General features: G+C 34.2%; 21 protein-coding genes and 1 other annotated feature. Of the genes, 15 read left to right on the top strand and 6 right to left on the bottom strand.

The genetic code is table 11. From position 1 onward, the window contains the following. Nucleotides 1-133 precede the first annotated feature (133 nt). The 4 genes from ACVQ8P_RS00280 to ACVQ8P_RS00265 form a co-directional block, all read right to left on the bottom strand. Nucleotides 134-2128: a cation:proton antiporter gene (locus ACVQ8P_RS00280; RefSeq protein WP_462296861.1), complete on the bottom strand. Its 1995-nt coding sequence runs from the start codon at nt 2126-2128 to the stop codon at nt 134-136. 111 nt (nt 2129-2239) lie between these two features. Beyond that, nucleotides 2240-3592 (bottom strand): gluconate:H+ symporter, encoded by a 1353-nt coding sequence (locus ACVQ8P_RS00275; protein WP_462296860.1) that lies wholly within the window; start codon nt 3590-3592, stop codon nt 2240-2242. 21 nt (nt 3593-3613) lie between these two features. After that, the gene (gene gntK / locus ACVQ8P_RS00270; protein WP_462296859.1) at nt 3614-5155 is read right to left on the bottom strand and encodes a gluconokinase; all 1542 of its coding nucleotides are present in this window, start codon (nt 5153-5155) and stop codon (nt 3614-3616) included. A 490-nt stretch (nt 5156-5645) separates the two neighbouring features. Continuing rightward, on the bottom strand, nt 5646-6605 hold the full coding sequence (locus ACVQ8P_RS00265) for a nucleoside hydrolase (protein WP_462296858.1): 960 nt from the start codon (nt 6603-6605) through the stop codon (nt 5646-5648). Between the two features lie 173 nt (nt 6606-6778). Here ACVQ8P_RS00265 and ACVQ8P_RS00260 point away from each other — a divergent pair, with 173 nt between their 5' ends. The 7 genes from ACVQ8P_RS00260 to ACVQ8P_RS00230 all read left to right on the top strand — a co-directional run bounded on the left by ACVQ8P_RS00260 (nt 6779) and on the right by ACVQ8P_RS00230 (nt 12793). Then, nucleotides 6779-7267, top strand: coding sequence for a DUF3013 family protein (locus ACVQ8P_RS00260; protein WP_462296857.1), 489 nt, complete (start codon nt 6779-6781; stop codon nt 7265-7267). Nucleotides 7268-7279: 12 nt separating this feature from the next. Further along, nucleotides 7280-8227 (top strand): 50S ribosomal protein L11 methyltransferase, encoded by a 948-nt coding sequence (prmA, locus tag ACVQ8P_RS00255; RefSeq protein WP_462296856.1) that lies wholly within the window; start codon nt 7280-7282, stop codon nt 8225-8227. Nucleotides 8228-8236: 9 nt separating this feature from the next. Continuing rightward, a complete protein-coding gene (locus ACVQ8P_RS00250; RefSeq protein ID WP_462296855.1) occupies nt 8237-8965 on the top strand; it encodes a 16S rRNA (uracil(1498)-N(3))-methyltransferase in 729 nt (242 codons plus the stop codon). 36 nt (nt 8966-9001) lie between these two features. Further along, entirely contained in the window at nt 9002-9325 is a 324-nt protein-coding gene (locus ACVQ8P_RS00245) for a hypothetical protein (RefSeq protein ID WP_462296854.1), read from the top strand. 85 nt (nt 9326-9410) lie between these two features. Beyond that, nucleotides 9411-11639, top strand: a complete 2229-nt coding sequence (locus tag ACVQ8P_RS00240) for a RelA/SpoT family protein (RefSeq protein WP_462296853.1) — start codon at nt 9411-9413, stop codon at nt 11637-11639. A gap of 21 nt (nt 11640-11660) precedes the next feature. Continuing rightward, a complete protein-coding gene (dtd, locus tag ACVQ8P_RS00235; protein WP_462296852.1) occupies nt 11661-12107 on the top strand; it encodes a D-aminoacyl-tRNA deacylase in 447 nt (148 codons plus the stop codon). 62 nt (nt 12108-12169) lie between these two features. Next, nucleotides 12170-12793 (top strand): HAD-IA family hydrolase, encoded by a 624-nt coding sequence (locus tag ACVQ8P_RS00230; protein WP_462296851.1) that lies wholly within the window; start codon nt 12170-12172, stop codon nt 12791-12793. 24 nt (nt 12794-12817) lie between these two features. Here ACVQ8P_RS00230 and ACVQ8P_RS00225 read toward each other — a convergent pair whose 3' ends face one another. Beyond that, nucleotides 12818-13675, bottom strand: coding sequence for an N-acetylmuramoyl-L-alanine amidase (locus ACVQ8P_RS00225; protein WP_462296850.1), 858 nt, complete (start codon nt 13673-13675; stop codon nt 12818-12820). Nucleotides 13676-13823: 148 nt separating this feature from the next. After that, nucleotides 13824-14012 (top strand) — a binding site (T-box leader). Between the two features lie 58 nt (nt 14013-14070). Between ACVQ8P_RS00225 and hisS the strand changes: the two genes are divergently transcribed. The 7 genes from hisS (at nt 14071) to ACVQ8P_RS00190 (ending at nt 21829) form a co-directional block, all read left to right on the top strand. Then, nucleotides 14071-15384 carry a histidine--tRNA ligase gene (gene hisS / locus ACVQ8P_RS00220; protein ID WP_462296849.1) on the top strand — a complete coding sequence of 438 codons (1314 nt, stop codon included), beginning with the start codon at nt 14071-14073 and terminating at the stop codon, nt 15382-15384. Continuing rightward, nucleotides 15381-17150, top strand: coding sequence for an aspartate--tRNA ligase (aspS, locus tag ACVQ8P_RS00215; RefSeq protein WP_462296848.1), 1770 nt, complete (start codon nt 15381-15383; stop codon nt 17148-17150). Before hisS ends, aspS begins: the two co-directional genes overlap by 4 nt. Before the next feature lie 106 nt (nt 17151-17256). Further along, nucleotides 17257-17781, top strand: a complete 525-nt coding sequence (gene msrA / locus ACVQ8P_RS00210; protein ID WP_462296864.1) for a peptide-methionine (S)-S-oxide reductase MsrA — start codon at nt 17257-17259, stop codon at nt 17779-17781. A 148-nt stretch (nt 17782-17929) separates the two neighbouring features. Then, the gene (locus ACVQ8P_RS00205) at nt 17930-18805 is read left to right on the top strand and encodes a YitT family protein (RefSeq protein ID WP_462296847.1); all 876 of its coding nucleotides are present in this window, start codon (nt 17930-17932) and stop codon (nt 18803-18805) included. 26 nt (nt 18806-18831) lie between these two features. Further along, nucleotides 18832-19998: a CDP-glycerol glycerophosphotransferase family protein gene (locus ACVQ8P_RS00200; protein ID WP_462296846.1), complete on the top strand. Its 1167-nt coding sequence runs from the start codon at nt 18832-18834 to the stop codon at nt 19996-19998. Nucleotides 19999-20020: 22 nt separating this feature from the next. Further along, the gene (locus tag ACVQ8P_RS00195; RefSeq protein WP_462296845.1) at nt 20021-20830 is read left to right on the top strand and encodes an ABC transporter permease; all 810 of its coding nucleotides are present in this window, start codon (nt 20021-20023) and stop codon (nt 20828-20830) included. A gap of 108 nt (nt 20831-20938) precedes the next feature. Then, on the top strand, nt 20939-21829 hold the full coding sequence (locus tag ACVQ8P_RS00190) for a deoxyribonuclease IV (RefSeq protein ID WP_462296863.1): 891 nt from the start codon (nt 20939-20941) through the stop codon (nt 21827-21829). A gap of 36 nt (nt 21830-21865) precedes the next feature. Here the strand turns inward: ACVQ8P_RS00190 and ACVQ8P_RS00185 are convergent, their stop codons facing one another. Then, entirely contained in the window at nt 21866-22591 is a 726-nt protein-coding gene (locus ACVQ8P_RS00185) for a kinase/pyrophosphorylase (RefSeq protein ID WP_462296844.1), read from the bottom strand. Between the two features lie 210 nt (nt 22592-22801). Between ACVQ8P_RS00185 and rpsU the strand changes: the two genes are divergently transcribed. Then, nucleotides 22802-22990 (top strand): 30S ribosomal protein S21, encoded by a 189-nt coding sequence (rpsU, locus tag ACVQ8P_RS00180; RefSeq protein ID WP_057973588.1) that lies wholly within the window; start codon nt 22802-22804, stop codon nt 22988-22990. Nucleotides 22991-23003: the final 13 nt, after the last annotated feature.

Here is a 23003-nt window from a genome sequence, read left to right as displayed (position 1 = left end):
ATAATGGATTTGGATAAACCGTACCCAAAAGTCTTATGGCTTTTGGGTCTTTTTTTGTCATTATACAAAAAAACTGTTATTAGTAATAGAATTAATTTCTATTACCAACAACAGATATTGTAGACCCGTTTTTTTATGATGAAAAGGATTCGTTATTTTGTATATAAACCATTTCATCATAAGAAATTTGTTCCCTCAACAGATTAGCCGTTGTAGGATTAATCAAATTTTGTTCCAATTGAAGTTGAACAAAATTATATTCTAATTGAAATGCGCTTATAAAGATATTATTTTGTAAAACAAGTTGAGTTTCAGTTGCGGACGATCGTCGGTGACGGATTGACAAAAATTGTCTAACCATTGTAACGGTCATTGAATTTTCACTTGTTGTAACAGAGGTTAGATAAGTAATCGCCGCTTGGTAACCAGATGCCTCCATTAAATTAAATTCTGCTCTAGTATTCTCTCCGGATGTCCCATAATAGTTCTTAAATGCCTTTTTTTGTTCCTCAGTAATTTGAGAAAGTATCTTTTTACGTTTCTTAATCGTATGACTTTTAAAAAAACGAAGGAAATAAAAAAATAAATGCATGATTAAATTTTTAAGTGAAAACCCACGTGTTGATTGATAGGTTGTTTCTAGGTATTTTTCGTACCAAATCCCCATTTTTTCAGAAACTTGGCCGCTGACTAATAGTTCGTGTAACACATTTTCTTCAATTTCTTGCGTTTTTTCTATTAATTCAAAAAATTTACTTCTTTCAGGTCGTTTTAAAAAGTTTTGTTGATTGTATAGTGTTTCAATGACTGTTTGTCGTTCTGGACTGGGCAGATTCGTAACATTAAGCTGTTCAACTGTGTAGACTACCATTTGAGAACGAATTTGACCAATATTTTCTAAAATAGTAATTTCGTTCTTTTTCGGAATGAGATGGGGTAATAGAAAGGTTGGAACCAACATGCTAATTAAAATGACGAGTGCAGATATAAAAATGATTTCATTTCTCATTGGGAATACAGACCCTGAATTTGTCGTTAAAGGTAATGAATATGCCATTGATAGTGTAATTGTTCCATGAATACCACTTAATGCAAAGGTAAAATCATCTTTTAATGAAGGCGTTTTTAATAAGAAATGAGACCAGAGAAGACGCATTAACGTCATAATAATGTAAATGCCGATACTAATGGCAAATAAAATTAATGCATTGGATCCTGAGCTTTTTAATAAATCTGATGTAACAGTTGGTAATGTTAATCCTAAAACGACGAACACGAAACCATTCAAAGCATCTGTCAGCACTTTCCAAAGACTACTTGATACAAATTGTAATTTAGTCGAAGATAAACGTAGACGATCTTTTTGAACGCCATGAATTAAACCTGCGGCAACAACGGCTAGAATACCGGAACAACCTAGTTCTTCAGATACGAAATAAATTAGAAAAGGTGTGATGAGTTCGATAGGAATCATCACAGCTGTATCTTCAATATGCCAGCTTAGTAAGGTTAATCTTATTCTAACAAACACTAGCCCTAGTAACGCACCAATAAAAAGGCCACCAAAAAAAGATAGGCTAAAGGCACTTAAACCTTCATTTATAGAAAATGTGCCAGAACTGAAGGCAGTTAATGCCAAACTAAGACCAACAATACCAGACGCATCATTAAATAATGATTCATTTTCTAATATATTCATTGTAGATTCAGGAATCGGTAAATTTTTTGTTACTGAAGAGACCGCAACTGTATCCGTTGGAGTAACAATTGCTGCTAATGCAAATGCTAAGGTGAGCGAAAGAGCTGGGAGAATAGTGTGGGCTAAAAACCCAGTGACAATAATGGTTGCACCAACTAAAACAATTGCCAATGAAAGTGTGACTAAAATATTTTTAGCTAATGAGCGTCTAGATGTATTTTGAGCTTCATTAAAAATAAGTGGTGCGACAATTAGTATAAAAAATAGTTCTGGCTTTAATTCAAAATGTTGAAAATTTGGCAATAAAGATAAACCTAATCCAATACCAATCTGATAAAATGCTTGGGGAACTTTGGAAAACTTGATGGCAATCACATTTGCGATAACCACGCCACTAAGCAATAATAATATAGCAAATAGAGAACCCATAACTAAACCTCCGATGACTTCTTTTAGAATGGTCTCTATTTTAACACATGTCAGAATTTAACAACATAATAAAAAAGCTAAATTATATAAAATAATTTAGCTTTTACTTATTTATACGAATAAATTAATAATCATAACGCCAGCGAGTCCTGAAACGGAAACCACTGTTTCCAAGACTGTCCATGTGGCCAATGTTTCTTTAACGGTTAAATCAAAATATTCTTTGATCATCCAGAAACCTGCATCATTAACGTGAGAAGCGATTAAACTACCAGAACCAATGGCAATAACCATCAACGCTGGATCAACGCCCGTACCTGACATTAAACCACTAACTAGGCCAGCCGCTGTTAAAGCAGCAACCGTTGCGGATCCGAGAGAAACTCTTAGAAGGGCTGCGATTAACCAACCTAACAATAGTGGTGATAATGAAGAAGATTCAAACATCTTTGATATGACATCTGCGACACCACCATCAACAAGAACTTGTTTAAATGCGCCACCACCACCGATAATTAAAAGTAACATTGCGATTTGTTTAACAGCAACCTCAAGGGATGACATGATTTCTTTGACAGGGATTTTACGTGCGATACCCATCGAATAAATGGCAAATAAAAGTGAGAGAAGCATAGCAACACCAGGAGAGCCAATGAACATGAAAAATGAATCTACTGAGTTGGGATTTTTCGGTGTGATTCCTTTATTAACAATCATATCGTAGAACGTTGAGATAGCCATGATAACAACAGGAAATAATGATGTTAACGTACTGATTGCAAAACTAGGAGTTTCTTCAAGTTTAAATTCTTTTTGGGTACCTAGTGCACTTAAATTTCCTTTTTGCTTAAATGCTGAAGGAATATATTTTTTGGCAACCATAGCGAAAAGGGGGCCTGCAATTAACGTCACAGGAACCGCTAATATTAATCCGTAAATAAGAACCATCCCTACATTAGCATTTAATGCTGCTGCAATTGCTGTTGGTGCAGGATGTGGTGGTAAAAAGCCATGGGTAACTGAGAGTGCAGCTGCCATAGGAATGCCAAGATACAAGACAGAAATCCCTAATTCAGTTGCGATGGCAAAAACGATTGGAATTAATAGAACAATACCGACTTCGAAAAAGAGGGCAATACCAATAATGAATGATGCTAAAACAACTGCTAATTGAATCCATTTTCGACCAAATCGATTAATTAATGTTGTAGCAATTCGGTAAGCACCACCTGAATCAGCAACTAGTTTCCCAAGCATAGCACCGAAACCAAAAACTAAGGATAAATGACCTAATTGACTGCCAATACCATTTTCAATAGAAGCTGTGATTTTATCTAATGGCATCCCTAAGCTGATGGCAACAACAAACGATGTGATAATTAATGAAACAAAAGTATTTAGTTTAAATTTAATAATTAGTAAAAGTAAAAAAAGAATCCCGATAAATACAATTAAAAGTGGCATAATAACTTTCCTCCGATAATGCTAGATTTGATGGTAATGTTTTCGTTGGAAATCAGCAATATTTTTATATTCAGAACTTAATGATCGACTTAATCGAATAAAGATAGGCAACAGTTCACGATATACTTCAAAATTTTCTTTTTGTGGTTTATGAACATGCATTGAGCCAATCATATTTTCAACGGCAGATAAATCAGCAATTAAATGTAAACTTTGCATACCTAAGACAGCTGCACCAAGACAAGAGCTTTCGAAACTCTCAGGAATTGTGACTTCTTGTTCAAAAATATCAGCTAATAATTGACGCCATAATGAAGACCGAGCGAAGCCACCAGTTGCTTGGATTCTTGTAGGACTCCCAGCAACTTCTTCTAATGCTAGCATAACCATATCTAAATTGAAGACGATTCCTTCAAGAACAGCACGAGCCATGTGGGCACGTGTGTGTTGTCGTGTTAAGCCAAAGAAAGAACCTCTAGCATCTGCATCCCAAAGTGGTGCTCGTTCACCACCAAGGTAGGGATGGAAAAGTAAGCCATCTGAACCAGCAGGTACTTTTTCTGCAATCTGAGTAATAACCTCATAGGGATCAATTTGCATTTGTTCAGCTGTAATTTTTTCAGGCGTAAATATTTCATCTCTAAGCCAACGGAAGACAATACCACCATTATTAACGGGTCCACCAATGACCCATTTATTTTTAGTAAGTGCATAACAGAATAATCTGCCTTTGGGATCTGTTACAGGATGATCAATAACCATTCTGACAGCACCACTTGTACCGATGGTAACAGCTGCAACACCTGGATCAATCGCATTAACACCAAGATTTGAGAGTACACCATCACTTGCACCAACAATAAAGGGAACATCACGTTGAATACCAGTTGCTTTAGCAAATTGTTCATTCAATCCCGAGAGTTGATAGGTTGTTTCAACTAGTTCTGGTAATTGCTCAGGGGTAACGCCAGCAACAGATAAGGCTTGTTCATCCCAATCTAAATTAAAGATATTAAATAATCCAGTTGCGGATGCCAATGAATGATCAATCACAAGACGATCGAACAATTGGTATAAAATATAATCTTTAATTCCGACAAAATAGGCCGCTTGATTAAATAAATCTGGTTTTTCATTCTTTAACCAAATTAATTTTGATAACGGTGACATCGGGTGAATAGGCGTTCCAGTCTTAAGGTAGAGCTCATGGCCAATGCCTGATTCGTTTAAATCGTCACTCCATTTACTAGCTCTATTATCAGCCCAAGTGATTGAACGAGTTAAGAGATTATGATTTTTATCGAGTAGTATTAAACTGTGCATGGCAGCAGAAAAAGAAACCCCTTTTAAATCAGTAGGATTTAAGTTTGCTTTTGTATTAACTTGAGCAATTGCTTTGGTTACGGCAGCATAAATTTCTTTAGGATCTTGTTCAGCCATACCGTTTTCTTCTTGGTAGAGTGGGTAACCAATATTAGCATACGCAATCACTGTTCCTTTAAGATCGTATAAAACTGCTTTTGTACTTGTTGTTCCAATATCAACACCAATTATATGTGGCATAATAGACTCCTTAAATAAATATTATTGTGGATAATAGTTCTGATAAATAATCTTAGTTAGCGTTTACATTATCTTCTTTAAAAGACTTTAAAGCAATTATTTTCCCTTATTTAAAAGTGAATAAGAATGGATAGAGTGCTAAGCCAATTAATAAGATTGAAAAAATAAGTACTAAAAAATTTTGTCGACGGTTACTAAGGTGTAATAATAAATTTAAACATGCCAAAATAGTAATGTAGCCGCCAAATAGTATAAAAAAGGTAAATGTATCTGTAATAGGGTTCAAACAGATGAGTGAAAATAAGCCTAGGATTAACAACCAATTTCGACTATTTTTCTCCCAGGATAATGAACCAAAAAATAATGATGTATATGAAAATTGGCGATGGTTAGTTTTCATCATTATAGAAATATAAATAATGGTTGTAAGGATGAACCAGATAAAAATAATGACTGGACCCAGATATAACATAAGTGAACCTCATTGAATTTAATTTTCTGAGAATAATGTTGATAATCTTGTCATGAATGTTGATAAAAATCTTTTGGTTTCAACGGCTACGGCAACACTTGTAGTGGCCTTGCTTGAATCTAATCGTGTTTCATCACCAATTGTTCGACCATTGAAAGGTGGTTTTGTATCAACTTTCATATTAATTGGTAGAGCAGTAATGAGAGAGGGATCGATTGCAACGGCTACGGCAAGGGGATCATGTAGGGCACAGCCGTCTAAATTTGTTTTTAAGTTTGCATAAGCTTCAATATAATAGTCAACAATATCTGCAAAGGCACGACCTGATGGCGTGTTAAGTTCACGCCATTGTTGTGTCTCTTTTTTTGTTAAAAGTGTTTTAAGTGTGACATCAAGACCTACCATTGTAAGTGGTAATTTGCTTTGGAAAACGGCATTAGCAGCTTCAGGATCTTGATTAATATTTGCTTCGGCAACAGCGGTTACATTTCCAGGGATAGTAAGTGCGCCACCAATTAAAACAACCTTACCAATTAATTTTTCAATTTCGGGTGCTTTCTTGATGGCCAATGATAAATTAGTTAGTGGGCCAGTAGGGACGATAATTAAATCTGACTGAAATTTTTTTGCAGAGTCAATCATAAAATCAATACCTGACTCTGAAGCATATGACTGATTTGATGATGGGATGGTTACATCGCCTATACCATTCATACCATGAATTTCTTGACTAATTTGCATAGTATCGAAAGATTCGGTTGTAATTGAATGCTTCTCACCAAGATAAACAGGGATGTTAGCGCGTCCTAATAACGAAAGTAGGTCCAAACTATTTTGGACACCCTCTAACATTTGTAAGTTACCGTATGAGCCGACAATACCTATTAAATCAATTTCATCACTTGCAAGTGCATAAGCAATAGCCATAGCATCATCAATACCAGTATCTAAATCCAAAATCATTTTCTTTCTTCCCATAAAATAAAACCTCCCCAATATTTTGATACCTTTAGTTTACCAAAAAAATCAATAAATTGTTATCGTTTACCTCTATAATTAATGCATGAATGGGTACAATGCTTTATAATAAACAATAAAGAACGAAACAATATTTAGTGCATTTAAAATTAATTTAAATATGGGGTGACGATATGGCACAAGAGACATTGTTTGATTACTTAAAGAAAGAATTACCAAGTATTGACTTTGATGGTGATATTGTGTTGGATTGGCAGAAAAAAGAGCATACGTTTACGGTGGATTTAACATTTTATGCTGAAAATAAATCGCAACAAGCAATCCTTGATATTGAGGGTGTTAACTCGGAATTACCAATTATTTCATTTGGAGACGCAATATTATTATATGATGAGGAACGCTTTGATCCAAAGGAAGTTGAAAGTGATTATCTAACAACGTTACCATTCCAAGGAAAATCTGGCTGGGAGCGTTCAGAGGGGTCAGCTTTTATTAACTATTTACAGATTGTGCTAGATAATGGGCAAAGCGATTTATTAGACTTTTTGAATGATGATGACGCTAATTTCTTTGAATTAGATTGGTCAACTAGTGATTTTGAAAAAATTCAAAAAGCGCAAAGTACACAAAAAAGTATGCGTTTAGTCTATCCAAAATTTTAGGAGGATTTCAATTTGAAGTGGACAGAATTAAGTGTCTTAACGAGTAGTGAGGCTGTAGAAGCAGTTTCAAATATTTTAATTGAAAGTGGCGCTGAGGGTGTCCAAATTGATGACTCAAAGGATTTTGAAAAATTAAGACAGGATGAATCAGCTAGTTATGATTTTGAATCAGTTGAGCACCAGGTTGAAGGAGCCAAAATTTCTGCGTTCTTCCCTGAAACTATTTTTATGCCTGAAATAGTACCGACTATCCAAAGTCGTGTTAATCGGTTAGTTGATTTTGGCCTTAATCCTGGTAAAGGTGTGATTGAGTTAACTGAAGTTGATGATCAAGGTTGGGGTCTAGAATGGCAACAATATTACCATCCAGTTAGAGTGACTCGTTTCTTAACAATTGTGCCAAGTTGGGAGAACTATCAAACCGTTCAATCTGATGAAAAAGTGATTCGTCTAGATCCTGGAAAAGCGTTTGGGACAGGAACCCATCCAACTACGCGATTAGCGCTAACAGCGTTAGAACAAGTGATTCGCGGAAATGAATCTATGATTGATGTTGGAACAGGTTCAGGTGTTTTAAGCATTGCTGCCAAATACTTAGGCGTCGGTCATATTGATGCCTATGATTTAGATGATATTGCAGTAGATGCTGCGATTTTAAATTTTAATTTAAATCCAATTGCGGATGATATTCATGTCGCAGCTAACGATTTATTGAATGGCATCGATAAGAAAGTTGATTTAATTGTAGCAAATATTTTATCTGAAATTATTGTTCCTTTGATTCCACAAGCAGAAAAAAGCTTAAATCCAGGCGGTTATTTTGTGACGTCTGGAATCATCGCAGATAAAGTTAACTTAATTAAGACATCCTTATTAGATGGTGGATTTGAAATACAACAAGTTTTAAATCAGGGTGATTGGTTCTCAATTATTGCAATTAAAAAGGATTTGGAAGGTTAGGTAGCAAGGATGCAAAGATATTTTTTAAAATCTGATGAGTTAATTTTAACAGATGAAGATTTTCATCATGCCATTAAAGTGATGCGTTTAGCAGTTGGTGATCAAGTGGAGCTAGTCAAGCAATCACGGGAAGTTGTCGTTGCAAAACTAGTACAAGTTACAGATGATTCTGCTAGTTTTGATTATCAAAAAACATTAGAAACACGAGTTGAATTACCAATTAACGTGACAATTGCATCAGCTCTTTCAAAGAAAGATAAAGCCGATTGGATTGTTCAAAAGGGAACTGAAATGGGTGCAGATAATTTTGTATTTTTTAATAGTGATTTTTCTGTTGCTAAATGGGACCCTAAAAAGCAGGTTAAGAAAATTGAGCGATTACAAAAAATTGCTAAAGGTGCTGCAGAACAATCCCATCGAACAATGATTCCAACGGTATCATATGCCAATAAGATTGAACAGGTGCTTCAGCAATCGTATGATATTCAGATTGTTGCCTATGAAGAGTCAGCTAAGCAGGGTGAAGTTAGTCAATTAAAAAAATCATTTGATTCGATTCAACCTGGTCAAAAGATGATTGCACTATTTGGCTCAGAAGGTGGTATTTCTGAAGCAGAAATCGATAAAATGTCTGTTGCTGGTTATAAAAAAGTAGGGTTAGGACCTAGAATTTTACGTGCTGAAACGGCGCCATTATACCTGTTAGCGAGTCTTTCCTTTTTTAGTGAATTAAGTTAAAATAAAAACAGAAGAAAACGAAATGAGGAAATTTTTTTGAAAAAAGTATGGAGTATGACTTCTGGATGGTATTTAGCTGTCAGTGTCGCTATTGGAATTGTAGTTCCAATGATATTGACTTTGGCAAATGCGAATGATGTCGTGAAAATTGGTGTCTCTTTATTTGTCGTAAATGTGATTTTTTCTATGATTATTGGTGTGATAGTTGGCATGAATAGTCATGGATTAATTTTTAACTTTTATTTTCCAATTATTTTTGCGATTGGGGTCTTATGTCACTTATTTCAAGGCGTGACGATTTATTTTGCCATTATTTATCTTTGCTTATCATTATTAACATGGGGAATTTCAAAAAATTAATACGAAAGTTTTATAAATACAGGAGTACGCAGACTGCACTATGTAATCGCGTACTTTTATTTTATACAAAAAGAGGTGCTTAGGTATGACAAAAGAAGAAATGTGGAGTGCCAGAGACGTCTTGGAAATCGTCGAAAGCTATATGAATGAAGAACATGTTAAGTTTGTACAAAAGGCATGTGATTTTGCTACGTATGTTCATAAGAATCAATATCGTAAATCTGGTGAGCCCTACATTATGCATCCGATACAAGTTGCTGGTATTCTTGCAGAATTAAAAATGGATCCTGAGACGGTAAGTGCAGGATTTTTACATGATGTTGTTGAAGATACACCGGTAACCTTAGGGGATGTTGGTGAACTTTTTGGCAAAGATGTTGAGGTTATTGTCGATGGTGTTACTAAATTGGGACAAATTCAATATAAATCTCATCAAGAACAGTTAGCTGAAAATCACCGTAAATTACTTTTAGCCATGTCTAAAGATTTACGTGTTATTATTGTGAAATTAGCTGATAGGTTGCATAATATGCGTACATTAAAGCACTTACGCCCAGATAAACAACGTCGAATTGCGAATGAAACATTGGAAATTTATGCACCATTAGCAGATCGTTTGGGTATTAGCACCATTAAATGGGAATTAGAAGATAGTGCATTACGTTATTTGAATCCACAACAATACTATCGGATTGTCCATTTGATGAATTCTAAACGTGAAGAACGCGAAGAATATATTTCGGGTGCGATTGAAGAAATTAAAGTTTCTATTAGTGATTTGAAAGTGTCAAGTGAGATTTACGGACGGCCAAAACATTTATATTCTGTTTATAAAAAGATGAAAGATCAGCACAAACAATTTTCTCAAATTTATGATCTTTTGGCTGTCCGAGTAATTGTTGGTTCGATTAAGGATTGTTATGCCGTTCTGGGGGCAATCCATTCAAGATGGAAGCCAATGCCAGGTCGATTTAAAGATTATATTGCAATTCCTAAGGCTAATTTGTATCAATCTTTGCATACAACAGTTGTTGGGCCGGAAGGTCGGCCCTTTGAAGTTCAAATTAGAACAAAAGAAATGCATGAAATAGCTGAGTTTGGTGTTGCAGCACATTGGGCTTATAAAGAAGGCGTAAAAGAAAAAGTTCAACAAGATGATGCCGGTTCAAAATTAAATTGGTTTAAAGAAATTATTGAATTACAAGATGAAACGGATGATGCTTCCGACTTTATGGAAAGTGTTAAAGGTGATATTTTCGGTGACCGTGTTTACGTCTTTACACCCAAAGGCGATGTTTTTGAACTGCCTAAGGGCGCTGGTCCACTTGATATGGCTTATAGTATTCATACTGAAATTGGTCATCATACAACAGGCGCAAAAGTGAATGGAAAAATTGTCCCACTAGATTATCAAGTGAAAAATGGCGATATTGTTGATATTTTAACAAGTAAAAGTTCGATGGGACCAAGTCGTGATTGGGTTAATTTGGTGCATACAAATAAAGCACGTAACAAAATTAAACGTTTCTTTAAACTACAAGATCGTGTTGCTAATGTGTCAAAAGGCGAAGAATTATTGACAAATCAATTAATTGATTTAGGATTTGATCCCAAAAAAGTGATTACAAAAGAAAATATGAAACGCCTTTTGGATAAGAAACAATTAACTGAAGCAGATGACTTGTATGCCGCAATTGGATTTGGCGAAATTGCAACGCTTGGGACTGCTAATACATTAACTGAAGATATTCGTTCTAAGGAAGAAGAAGTTCGACAAGTTAATGAACAAAAGGCAATTCTTGAAGATCATAAAGCAATTAAAAAACCTGAAACTGCTGATAAGGACCATAAAAGTAGTCATGATGGTGGTATTGTGATTGATGGTGTTGATAATTTGCTCGTTCGATTAAGTCATTGTTGTAATCCGATTCCAGGAGATGATGTGATTGGTTATATTACTAAAGGACGCGGCGTCTCAGTTCATCGAGTTGAATGTCCTAATGTTGCAAAATCTGAAGAATCTGGGGAACGTATTATTAATGTTAAATGGGATACGCTCATGGATGATAAAGGTATTTATCAATCAGATTTAGAAATTCAAGGTTATAACCGTTCTGGCCTTTTAAATGATATTTTACAATCATTGAATAATACAACTAAACAATTGAGTTCAGTGAATGGGCGAGTTGATAATAATAAAATTGCTACGATGGATGTTTCAGTTGGTGTGAAAGATATTGTTCAGTTAGAAAGAATTATGGAAACTTTGAAAAGTGTAGAAGATGTTTATGCAGTTAAAAGGAAGATTCATTAATTTTTTAATGGAGGGTTAAAATTGAAAGTGATTGTTCAACGTGTTAAAAGTGCCAGTGTGTCGATAGATAATCAGACGTTTAATCGTATTAATGCTGGATACCTGTTATTGGTTGGCTTTAAAACGGGTGATACGTCAGATGAAATAGACTATATGGTTAAAAAAATTTCTAATTCTAGATTATTTGAAGATGATGAAGGTAAAATGAATTTAAGTATTCAAGAAGTTAAGGGAGAGATTCTTTCAATTTCACAATTTACTTTGTATGCATCAACGAAAAAAGGTAATCGCCCTAGTTTTACGATGGCTGAAGAACCTGATTCAGCTAAAAAGCATTATGAAGAATTTAATCAAAAATTAGCCGCGATAGTAGCTGTTGTTAAACCAGGACAATTTGGCGCAGATATGGCTATTGAGTTGATAAATGATGGTCCTGTAACCATTATTTATGATTCTGAACAAAAATAAAAGATGTATTAGAGGTTATTCTAATGCATCTTTTTGATATAACAAAATTTGGAGGATTATAGATGATAAACAATTATTTTTGGGATTTTGATGGCACTCTTTTTGATACTTATCCAGGAATGGTCAGAGCTTTTCAAGGAGCGCTTCACTGGCAACATGTAGAAGCCACTAAATCAGATATTTATCAACTTATGCGAGAAAAATCTGTTCGACAAGCCATTCAAATTTATCACGATACTCATACTAATCTAGATGTCATACAATTGAAAAAGACGTATGACGATTTGGAAAGACAAGAGCAAACAAATGCAAAACTATTTCCGGGAGCTAAAGAAGTTTGTGAATGGGTTATTCGTAATAATGGTCATAATTTTTTGCTCACTCATCGTGACCAGAGTGCGATTGAGATGCTTAGAGAAAATCAAATTTTAAATTTATTTTCAGATTTTGTGACTTCAAATCAAAAATTCCCAAGAAAACCCAATCCAGCATCACTTAATTACCTTGTAGCAAAAAATGCCATTAATCTTCAAACAGCGGCAATGATTGGTGACCGTGAGTTAGATATAGCAGCCGGTCATCGGGCAGGTATGAAAGGTTATTTGTTTGATTTTGACCAAATGATTTCAACAATCGAGAAACCAGATAAACGTATTTTAAACTTGACTGATTTAATTGAAAAATAAGACGACAACTAAAAAGTTATCGTCTTATTTATTTTTGAAATAATTATTTAAGCCTTGCACGATTGATTGAGCGGTTTTTTTCTGAAATTGATTACTTTGAATTAATTTGAAATCATATTTTGTATTAATATAACCTAATTCTAGTAAAACAGATGGTTGTGTATTGTCTCTTAAAACAAGAAAATCTCCGAATTCTGACCCACGGTTATAGAGACCAGTATTGTCTAATTCGTCGTTCAATGCTTCTGCAAGTGGTAAATCGGTTGTTTGATTATAGTAGTAACTTGTTAGGCCACTTGCCTCATTGTCATTAGGAGATGAATCAAAATGGAAACTAATAAAGGCATCTGCGTGATTTGTTTCAGCAAGTTTTGCCCGGGGTGTTAAGCCGACGTATGAATCAGAGTCTCGGGTCAAAATGACGTTAGCTCCTTTTTTCTTAAGGAGAGCAGCTACTTTTTTTGCAATTTGGAGTGTATATACTTTTTCTTGTTTATTTTTAATTGAAAGGGCACCTGAATCATTGCCACCATGTCCAGGGTCTAAGACGATTGTTGCTTCAGATAATTTAGTTACCTGGGCATTTTTCTTAGAGAGAAGCCAATTGGCAACCCAACCTTTTTTATTATTTGGTAATGCGATGTAGGCCCAATTATTTTTTTTTCGAATAATTGAAATGCGGTCACCTTTTTTTAAGGTATTCGTAACTTTATAGGAAGTACTTGGACCAGTACGTACATTAATGTTGTTTGATTCAACAACCGTTTGATTTAAGTAAGTGATTGTTTTTATTATGCCTAAGCCTAAGGTACAAAAAATGATGATGAATAAAATGATTCTTGGCCAGTTTGCGTTTACGCCGTGTTTTCTTCTTGTTGCCATCATGTACTCCTTTGCTTACAAAATTGAGTCAAGATGTATTATACCAAATATTTGACTAATAGTAAGAATCAATTTTAAAAAAATATTGAAAGATAAGCTGTACTTGACTTTAGGGTTGTATTCGGGTAACTTTAAAGTTAATAAAATATTAAAGCCGATGAAAAAGAAATTAAGCTGGTTAAAATGGACAGAGAGTGAATGATTTGCTGAAATATTCACCATTTTAATTAGCTGAAAGACACTTTTGAGGTGCGTATGTTGAAAACATATGTCGTTTAAAGTTGCGTTAAGCTATTAGTAAAAAATTAAGGTGGTACCGTGCAAAAGCACCCTTGTCGAGTTGTTTAGATGAGGGTGCTTTTTGTATGCGATGACCCCAAATAGGAGGATTTATAATGAAATTTCAACGTCCCAAAGGAACAGCGGATATTATTCCAGCTGAATCAAAAAAATGGCAATATGTAGAAGAAACGGCTAGAAAAGTCTTTTCAAGTTACCAATATGATGAAATTAGAACACCCCTTTTTGAGCACTTTGAGGTTTTTTCAAGAACTTCAGGTGATACGTCCGATATTGTAACAAAAGAAATGTACGATTTTAAAGATAAAGGAGATCGTCATATTACGTTGCGTCCAGAGGGGACAGCAGGGGTTGTTAGAGCGTATGTTGAAAACAAACTTTATGGTCCGGAAATACAAAAACCATTCAAAACTTACTATATTGGACCAATGTTTCGTTATGAAAGACCACAATCTGGTCGTTTACGTCAATTTCACCAAATTGGTGTTGAGGCTTTTGGTGTCGATAATCCAACACTTGATGTTGAAGTTATGGCAATGGCAATTGATTTATTATCAAAATTTGGGTTAACAAATCTTAAATTAGCCATTAATACCTTGGGTGATAACGATAGTCGTGATAATTATCGTGATGCATTGGTTGCTTATTTACGTCCCTTTACAGATCAATTAAGTGATGATTCAAAAGCACGTTTAGAAAAAAATCCCTTACGTGTTTTAGATAGTAAAGATAAAGGGGATCAAGAAATTGTTAAAGAGGCACCTTCAATTCTTGATTATTTAAGTGAAGAATCACAGAAACATTTTAATCAGGTTAAAACGTTACTCGATGCTTTGAAAATTCCATATGAAGTTGATTCAACCATGGTTCGTGGACTCGATTACTACAATCATACTATTTTTGAAATTATGTCTGACTCTAAAGCCTTTGGTGGTAAATTTACAACTATCTGTGCTGGTGGTCGTTATAATGGTCTTGTTGAGCAATTAGGTGGACCTGAAACACCAGGAATTGGTTTTGGATTAGGTATTGAAAGGTTATTATTGTTACTTGAAGCCGAGGATGCAAAATTACCTGTTGAACAAGATTTAGATGTCTATGTTGTTGGTATTGGTGACGAAACAAATACTGAAACGTTAAAACTTGTTCAATCAATGCGTAAAGCTGGTTATTCAATTGAACGAGACTACTTAAATCGTAAGCCAAAAGGCCAATTTAAATCGGCTAATCGGATGAATGCTCATTTTGTTATGACTTTGGGTGAAAGTGAACTAGAAACACAAACTTTAAATTTTAAAAATATGAAAACGAGTCAAGAAGTTACAGTAAAATTAAGTGATGTCTATACTGATTTTTCAAAAGTGTATGAAGAAGCATTAAAATTAGAAATGGAGGCTGATGGAGAATGAAAAGAACAACATATAATGGCCTAGTTGATGAAACATTTATTGGTCAAACAATTACATTAAAAGGTTGGGTACAAAAACGACGTGATTTAGGTAATTTAATTTTTATTGATTTACGTGATCGTGAAGGTATTGTCCAATTAGTCTTTAGTCAAGAATTTGATTCAGAAGCTTTAAAAATTGCTGAAGAACTACGTAATGAATTTGTAATTGAAATTGAAGGCCAAGTTACTGCACGAACAGATAAAGCCATTAACCCAAGAATGAGAACGGGTAAAGTTGAAATTGAAGTTCATCATGCAGTTATTTTGAATAAAGCAAAAACACCTCCATTTGAAATACAAGATGATATTAATGTCGCAGATGATACAAGATTAAAATACCGTTACTTAGATTTACGTCGTCCTGAAATGCAAAAATCATTGATGATTCGTAGCCGGATTACACAATCTGTGCATAGCTATTTAGATGATCAAAAATTTATCGATATTGAAACACCTTATTTAACCAAATCAACACCTGAAGGAGCTCGTGATTATCTTGTGCCTTCACGTGTTTATCCTGGACATTTTTACGCCTTACCACAATCACCACAGTTATTTAAACAATTATTAATGAATGCCGGATTCGATCGATATTACCAAATTGCGCGTTGTTTTAGGGATGAAGATTTACGTGGTGACCGTCAACCGGAATTCACGCAAATCGATTTGGAAACATCATTTATGTCTGCTGAAGAAATTCAAGATTTAACTGAAGGGTTATTAAAACGAGTAATGAAAGATACGTTGGATATTGATCTTGAATTACCATTGCAACGCATGACTTGGAATGAATCAATGGCAAGATATGGTTCTGAAAAACCAGATATTCGATTTGAAATGGAATTAAAAGATATGTCTACCGCAGTTAAAGATATTGATTTTAAAGTTTTCACGAGTACTTTAGAAAATGGTGGACTTGTTAATGCAATCGCAGTTCCTGGTGGTGCTGATAAGTATTCACGTAAAGCAATTGATGCTAAAACAGCTTATATTGAACGTTTTGGTGCTAAAGGTTTAGCTTGGGTTAAAGTGACTGAAGAAGGATTTAGTGGTCCAGTTGCTAGATTTTTAAATGATCATGCAGATATTATTAAAGAAGCTGCTGGGGCAAATGTTGGTGATTTAATTTTATTTGTTGCTGATAAAGCAAGTGTCGTTCGTGCATCGTTAGGTTACTTACGTAACGAAATTGCTAAAGAAATGGATATGATTGACAGTAATCGTTTTGCTTTTCTCTGGGTTGTTGATTGGCCATTATTTGAATATAGTGAAGACTTTGACAAATACATCGCCGCACATCATCCTTTTACAATGCCAAATGAAGAAGATGTCCATTTACTTGATGAAAATCCGCATGAAGCACATGCGCAAAGTTATGATATTATTTTAAATGGTTACGAACTAGGTGGTGGCTCAATTCGTATCCATAAACGTGATATTCAAGAAAAAATGTTTAAAGCATTAGGGTTTACTAAAGAAAGTGCTGAAGAACAATTTGGTTTCTTCTTAGATGCACTTGATTATGGATTTCCACCTCATGGTGGCTTAGCAATCGGATTAGATAGATTCGCTATGTTATTAGTTAAAAAAGACAATATCCGTGAAGTTATTGCATTCCCTAAAAATTCTAAAGCATCAGAACCATTAACAAATGCGCCTAGTTTAGTCGCAAATAAACAATTAGATGAGTTATCATTAAAAATTAATAATAATGATTTGAAATAAAAGGTTTAAAGATTAATGATTAAAGTCATTAATCTTTTTTTTAGGCAAAAAAATATCAATTTTAAGTTGTTTGGGCTATGCTTAGCACAATAAAAAGGAGAGGATAATAATGAGTGAAAAGGCAATTTTTTCCGGTGGCTGTTTTTGGTGTATGGTTCAGCCATTTGAAGAACAAGCGGGAATTTTAAATGTTGTGTCCGGATATACCGGAGGGCATACTAAAAATCCAACATATGAAGATGTTGTTTCTGAAACAACGGGACATACAGAAGCTGTTGAGATAACATTTGATCCTAAAATTATTGATTATGCTCAATTAGTTGCTATTTATTGGCGCCAAACGGATCCAACTGATGCGATGGGTCAATTTCAAGATAGGGGTGAGTCCTATCGCCCAGTTATCTATACTTTGGGTAGTGAGCAGAAGAAAATTGCAGAAATATCAAGGCAAGCATTAATAGACAGTCATCTTTTTAAAGAACCAATTGTCACAAAGATTGAAGATGCGGGTCCATTTTATGTTGCAGAAGAGTATCATCAAGAATTTTATAAAAAGAATCCAAGAAGATTTGCTATGGAAGAAAACGGTGGACGTCAACAATTTAAACAAGCAATATGGCAAGATAAATAAATGATAAGGGTCTTTTCAAATGAATTTTGAAAAGACCCTTATTCTATATATTAAGATTTGATTGGTAATTGAATGTCTGACGGTATCTGGACGTAATGAATGGTATAATACTCATAAATTGTCAAAATGAATGTGAGGTTTTTTGATCATGGATGATCTGCAACAAATTTGGAAAAGGCATTCATATGCAGCTAAGGCGTCAACGGCATTTATTTATGCGATATTAGTTTCCATTGCGATGAATTTTTTTTGGACGCCTGGTAAAATATATGCTTCTGGTATTACAGGATTAGCACAGTTAATAGCAACATTACTTAGTCGATATGCCCCTTTTCAAATATCGACCGCGTTATTACTGTTTTTATTAAATATGCCAATGTTCGTTTTGGCTTGGAATAAAATTGGTCATCGTTTTACTGTATTTACTTTTTTAGCGGTTGTTTTTTCAAGTATTATGATTAAGTCAATCAGTTCAGTAACTTTAACGACTGATCCTATTATTTGTGCCATATTTGGGGGAGCTGTTAATGGATTTGGGACTGGACTAGCGCTTAGAAATGGTATTTCAACAGGTGGCTTAGATATTATTGGATTGACAATTAAAAAGAAAACAGGTAAAAGTATTGGAACGATAAATATTATTTTTAACGCTTTTATTGTTTTAGCTGCTGGCTTTGTTTACGGTTGGCCATTTGCTTTTTATTCAGCTTTGGGGCTGTTTGTGAACGCTAGGGTTATGGATATGGTTTATACAAGACAACAAAAAATGCAGGTTATGATTGTGACAAGTCGTCCTAAAAGTGTCATTGATTCTATTCAAAATCATATGCGCCGTGGTATCACGATTGTTAATGATGTTGAGGGTGCCTACCATCACGATGATAAGACACTTTTAATTACTGTTATTTCAAGATATGAACAAAATGAATTACATGATGCAATGGAAGAATCAGATCCAGTTGCATTTGTAAGTATTTCAGAAAATGTTCAAATTTGGGGTCGCTTTTATGAGCAATCGTTATAAATTAAAAATTAAAGGATTAATGAGTTATGCAAATTAAAAAAACAATCTACTTATTTCTTATTCGAATTATCTCACTCATTAATTTCTCTAAAAAAAGCGCTAATGTTGCTTATTTAATGAGTTTTGGAGGGAATAGTCATTTTATTCAACAATTAAATCAAAGGTGTCTAGATAATAATCAGCACTTAATTGTTTATTATCAGCCAGCCATGGCGCCGGAAGTTAAAAATAGTCAAAGATTGGGGATTGAAACAAAGTTATTTGTTGAAAATCTTTCTTTTATTTTTAAATTGATGCCTTTAATTGCTAAAAGTGAGTTAATTTTTGTTGATAATTATTTTGCTTTTTTAGCAACAATGCATACTAAAAAAACAACTAAAATTATCCAACTTTGGCATGCAAATGGTGCAATTAAGTCATTTGGGTGGGATGAACCCAAGACAGCTAGGCGCTCATCTACAGATAAAAAACGGTTTCAAGCGGTTTACAATAAATTTGATAATTTTATTGTAGCATCGGCTAAAATGGGTTCAGTCTTTATTAAAAGTTATGATATTGCTCCTGATAAAGTCTTAGAACTTGGTTATCCTGCTTCAGATAAATTTCAAGATAGTCAGTGGCAAGACAAAACCATGAAAAAAATTTTTACTCGTTATCCGGATTTAGTTAATAAAAAGATTATTTTATATGCACCAACGTATCGAGAGGATACAAATGGTGATGTTATATTAGAAATACCCGATGATTTTTCTAATATTCAAGATTTATTGAATGATGATACTAAGCTAATCATCAAGCTACACCCACACTTGAAAGACAAAGAAATAGAGCTGAAAGAGCGCTTATCTAAAGACATTATATGGGCAGATGAGTATTCAACTGGTGAATTATTGGCTATTACAAACTGTTTAATAACTGACTATTCATCTGTTGTTTTTGATTTTAGTTTGTTACCTAACGCTGAACAAGTGTTATTTTATTGTTTTGATTATCAGATATATGCAGATAGTATTGGGATTCAATCAGACTTTTATGACTGGGCACCAGGGATAATTGTGCAAACGATGGATGAACTAGTCAGGACTTATAAAAAAGGCCAAAATAGTGATAGACAATTAGCGACATTTAATTTATTATGGAATACAGCTAACGATGGCTATGCGACGAAGCGTGTTTTAGATTACTACATTTAATTAATTAAGGAGCGTTAACACAGTGAAAAAAGTTATTTCAATTATAAGAGAACAATTTGAAAATTTACCAATTATTTTCCGAGTTTCAAAATATGAAGATCGAGCAACTTATCAAAGTCATTATTTGGGAATTGCTTGGGAGTTCTTAAACCCAATGATTCAAATTGGTATTTACTATCTTGTTTTCGGTGTGGCATTACATGCTGGACAACAAATTGATGGGGTTAATTACTTTGCTTGGATGATGATTGGTATTTCACCATGGTTATTTATGAATGCAAGTGTGCTTGGGATGTCTCGTAGTGTTTACGAGAAGGTCGGGTTAGTTGCTAAAATGAAGTTTCCAGTTAGTGTACTACCAACAATTCGAATGATTAGTCAAATGACCGCATATTGGGTTATGTTTGGATTTAGTCTGATTGTTTTACTAATATCAGGTGTTACACCAACGTTGTATTGGTTACAGTATATTTATTACTTTATCTGTATGATTGCCTTTTTATTTGCTTTCGGGATTTTCAATTCAACTATTTCTATTTTAGCTCGTGACTACTATATTGCACTTCAATCAATTATGAGAGTGTTATTTTACATGTCAGGTATTTTGTTCAATTTAAATTCTGGGAGTTTTCCCAAGATTTTTGTTAGAATTCTAGAAATCAATCCGTTTAATTATTTGGTTGCAGGATTTAGACAAAGTTTCTTGAGTGAAGGCTGGTTCTTTAATAACCCCACTCAAATGTTACTGTTTTGGGTCATTACATTGATGTTCCTCTTAGTGGGATCGCATTTACATTATAAATTTAGAGCGCATTTCGTTGATTTAATTTAAAAACAAAAGATTTAGAAAACTTTCCGTAAGGTGGGTTTTCTAAATCTTTTTTTATAATCAATGGTATACTTATCAGTAACTTTAAAAGACGAAAAGGGGTAATGAATGATGTTGATAGGATCACATGTTGGGATGAAGGGGAAAGATATGTTGCTAGGGTCTGCTGAAGAGGCTGCAAGCAATGGGGCAAGTACGTTTATGATTTATACGGGAGCACCTCAAAATACAAGACGAAAAGATATTTCTGAGATGAATATCCCCAAAGGTCAGGCCTTTATGGCAGAACATGGGTTAAGTGATATTGTTGTTCATGCCCCTTATATTATTAATTTAGGCAATACTATTAAACCTGAGAATTTTTCTTTTGCAATTGATTTTTTAAAAGCTGAAATTGATCGTGCAGAAGCACTTGGCGCTACGCAAATGACGCTTCATCCTGGTGCACATGTTGGTGCCGGGGATGATGCAGCTATTAAGCATATTGCCGAAGGATTAAATGAAGTATTGACGCCTAACCAAAAGATTCAAATAGCTATTGAAACAATGGCGGGTAAGGGCACGGAAGTTGGACGAACATTTGAACAAATTGCACAAATTATTGATGATGTGAAACTGAATGATAAATTATCTGTTACATTTGATACTTGTCATACAAGTGATGCGGGTTATGCGATTAAAACTGATTTTGAATCTGTAATTCAAGAGTTCGATGATGTTATTGGGATTGATCGTTTAAAAGTTTTTCACATTAATGATTCAAAAAATGTTCAAGGTAGTCATAAAGATAGACATGCCAACATTGGTTTTGGTGAAATTGGATTTGAAGCTTTAAATAGGATTGTACATGATGACCGATTTAATGATGTCCCCAAAATTTTAGAGACCCCATACGTTGGATTAGATAAAAAAACGCAAAAATCACCTTATCAAAAAGAAATAGCAATGTTTAAAGAAAAGACGTTTAATCCCAATTTATTAACTGAACTTGGTTTAAATTAACAAAAAAACTCCGAAAAATTTATTTCGGAGTTTTTATTAATTACTTAAACTTTCAGTTATTAACGTAGCTGTTTCTTCAATAGACCTATCAGCAACATCAATAACGAGACATTTAATTTTTTTGTAGAGATTAGTGATAAGTTCGGTTTCGGTATTTAAAGTAGCAGATGTATTTTTCAGTCCAATAATTTTCTGAGACTCAATTTTAAAAAGTTCTTTAGGAATCTGAGTATCTACAGTTAACGGAAAGTTAGCAACTTTGTAATTTTGCATAGCTAAAAATAGTGATAAGGCCGTTTTTGACGTTTTTGGAGCACCTAAAATAATGATATCTGCTTTGGATAGTCCAGTTACATCAGCTGTTTGATCATATCTAACAGCAAATTCAATAGCTTCTATTTTATCGAAATAGCTTTGGTTTAAGTTATGATTACCACCAGGAATTCGAATAGGATCAAAACCAGATTTTTTTTGAATAACAGCAATTGAGTTTGAAATACCGTCAATGGCTGAAAGGTTGTGTTCAAGACTGAATTGAGTTACATAATCGCTTAAATCTGGGTCAACAAAGGTGTGAACAATAACTGCGTCATCACGCTGAGCAGATTTTAAAAGACCACTTAATAGTGACAGTGTACGAGTAAATGGGTGTCTTTGAAACTCAAAATCAATATCTGGAAACTGTGCCGTAAACGCATTAGCTAGTGTTAAGCCTGTATTACCAATTGAATCCGAAATAATATAAAGAATAATTTTTTGCATGGTTAATCCCCCTAGATGTGCCATTAATTTGTATGATTGAATTATACAAATTAATGATACAAAATACAATTGATAACGTTATCTTAAATATTTTATAAAAGATTTATTGACGGCGATTGAGACTTTAGTTATAATGAATAAGGACAGTTTGACGATGCAACTTAATGCATAAAAAGACGGTTACATTCAAGCTCGGAGGGAGGGATATCTATGTCAAAGACAGTCGTACGTAAAAACGAATCTCTCGATGATGCTCTTCGTCGCTTTAAACGTTCCGTTTCTAAAACAGGTACATTACAAGAATACCGTAAACGCGAATTCTATGAAAAGCCAAGTGTGAAACGTAAGAAGAAATCCGAAGCAGCAAGAAAGCGTAAAACAACTAAGAAACGCTTCTAGTCTAGGGAGGAAT

The sequence above is a fragment of the Dellaglioa sp. BT-FLS60 genome (assembly GCF_054941065.1).
The sequence above is the reverse complement of the archived record's forward strand: the minus strand, read 5'-3'. Positions and strand labels throughout refer to the sequence as shown.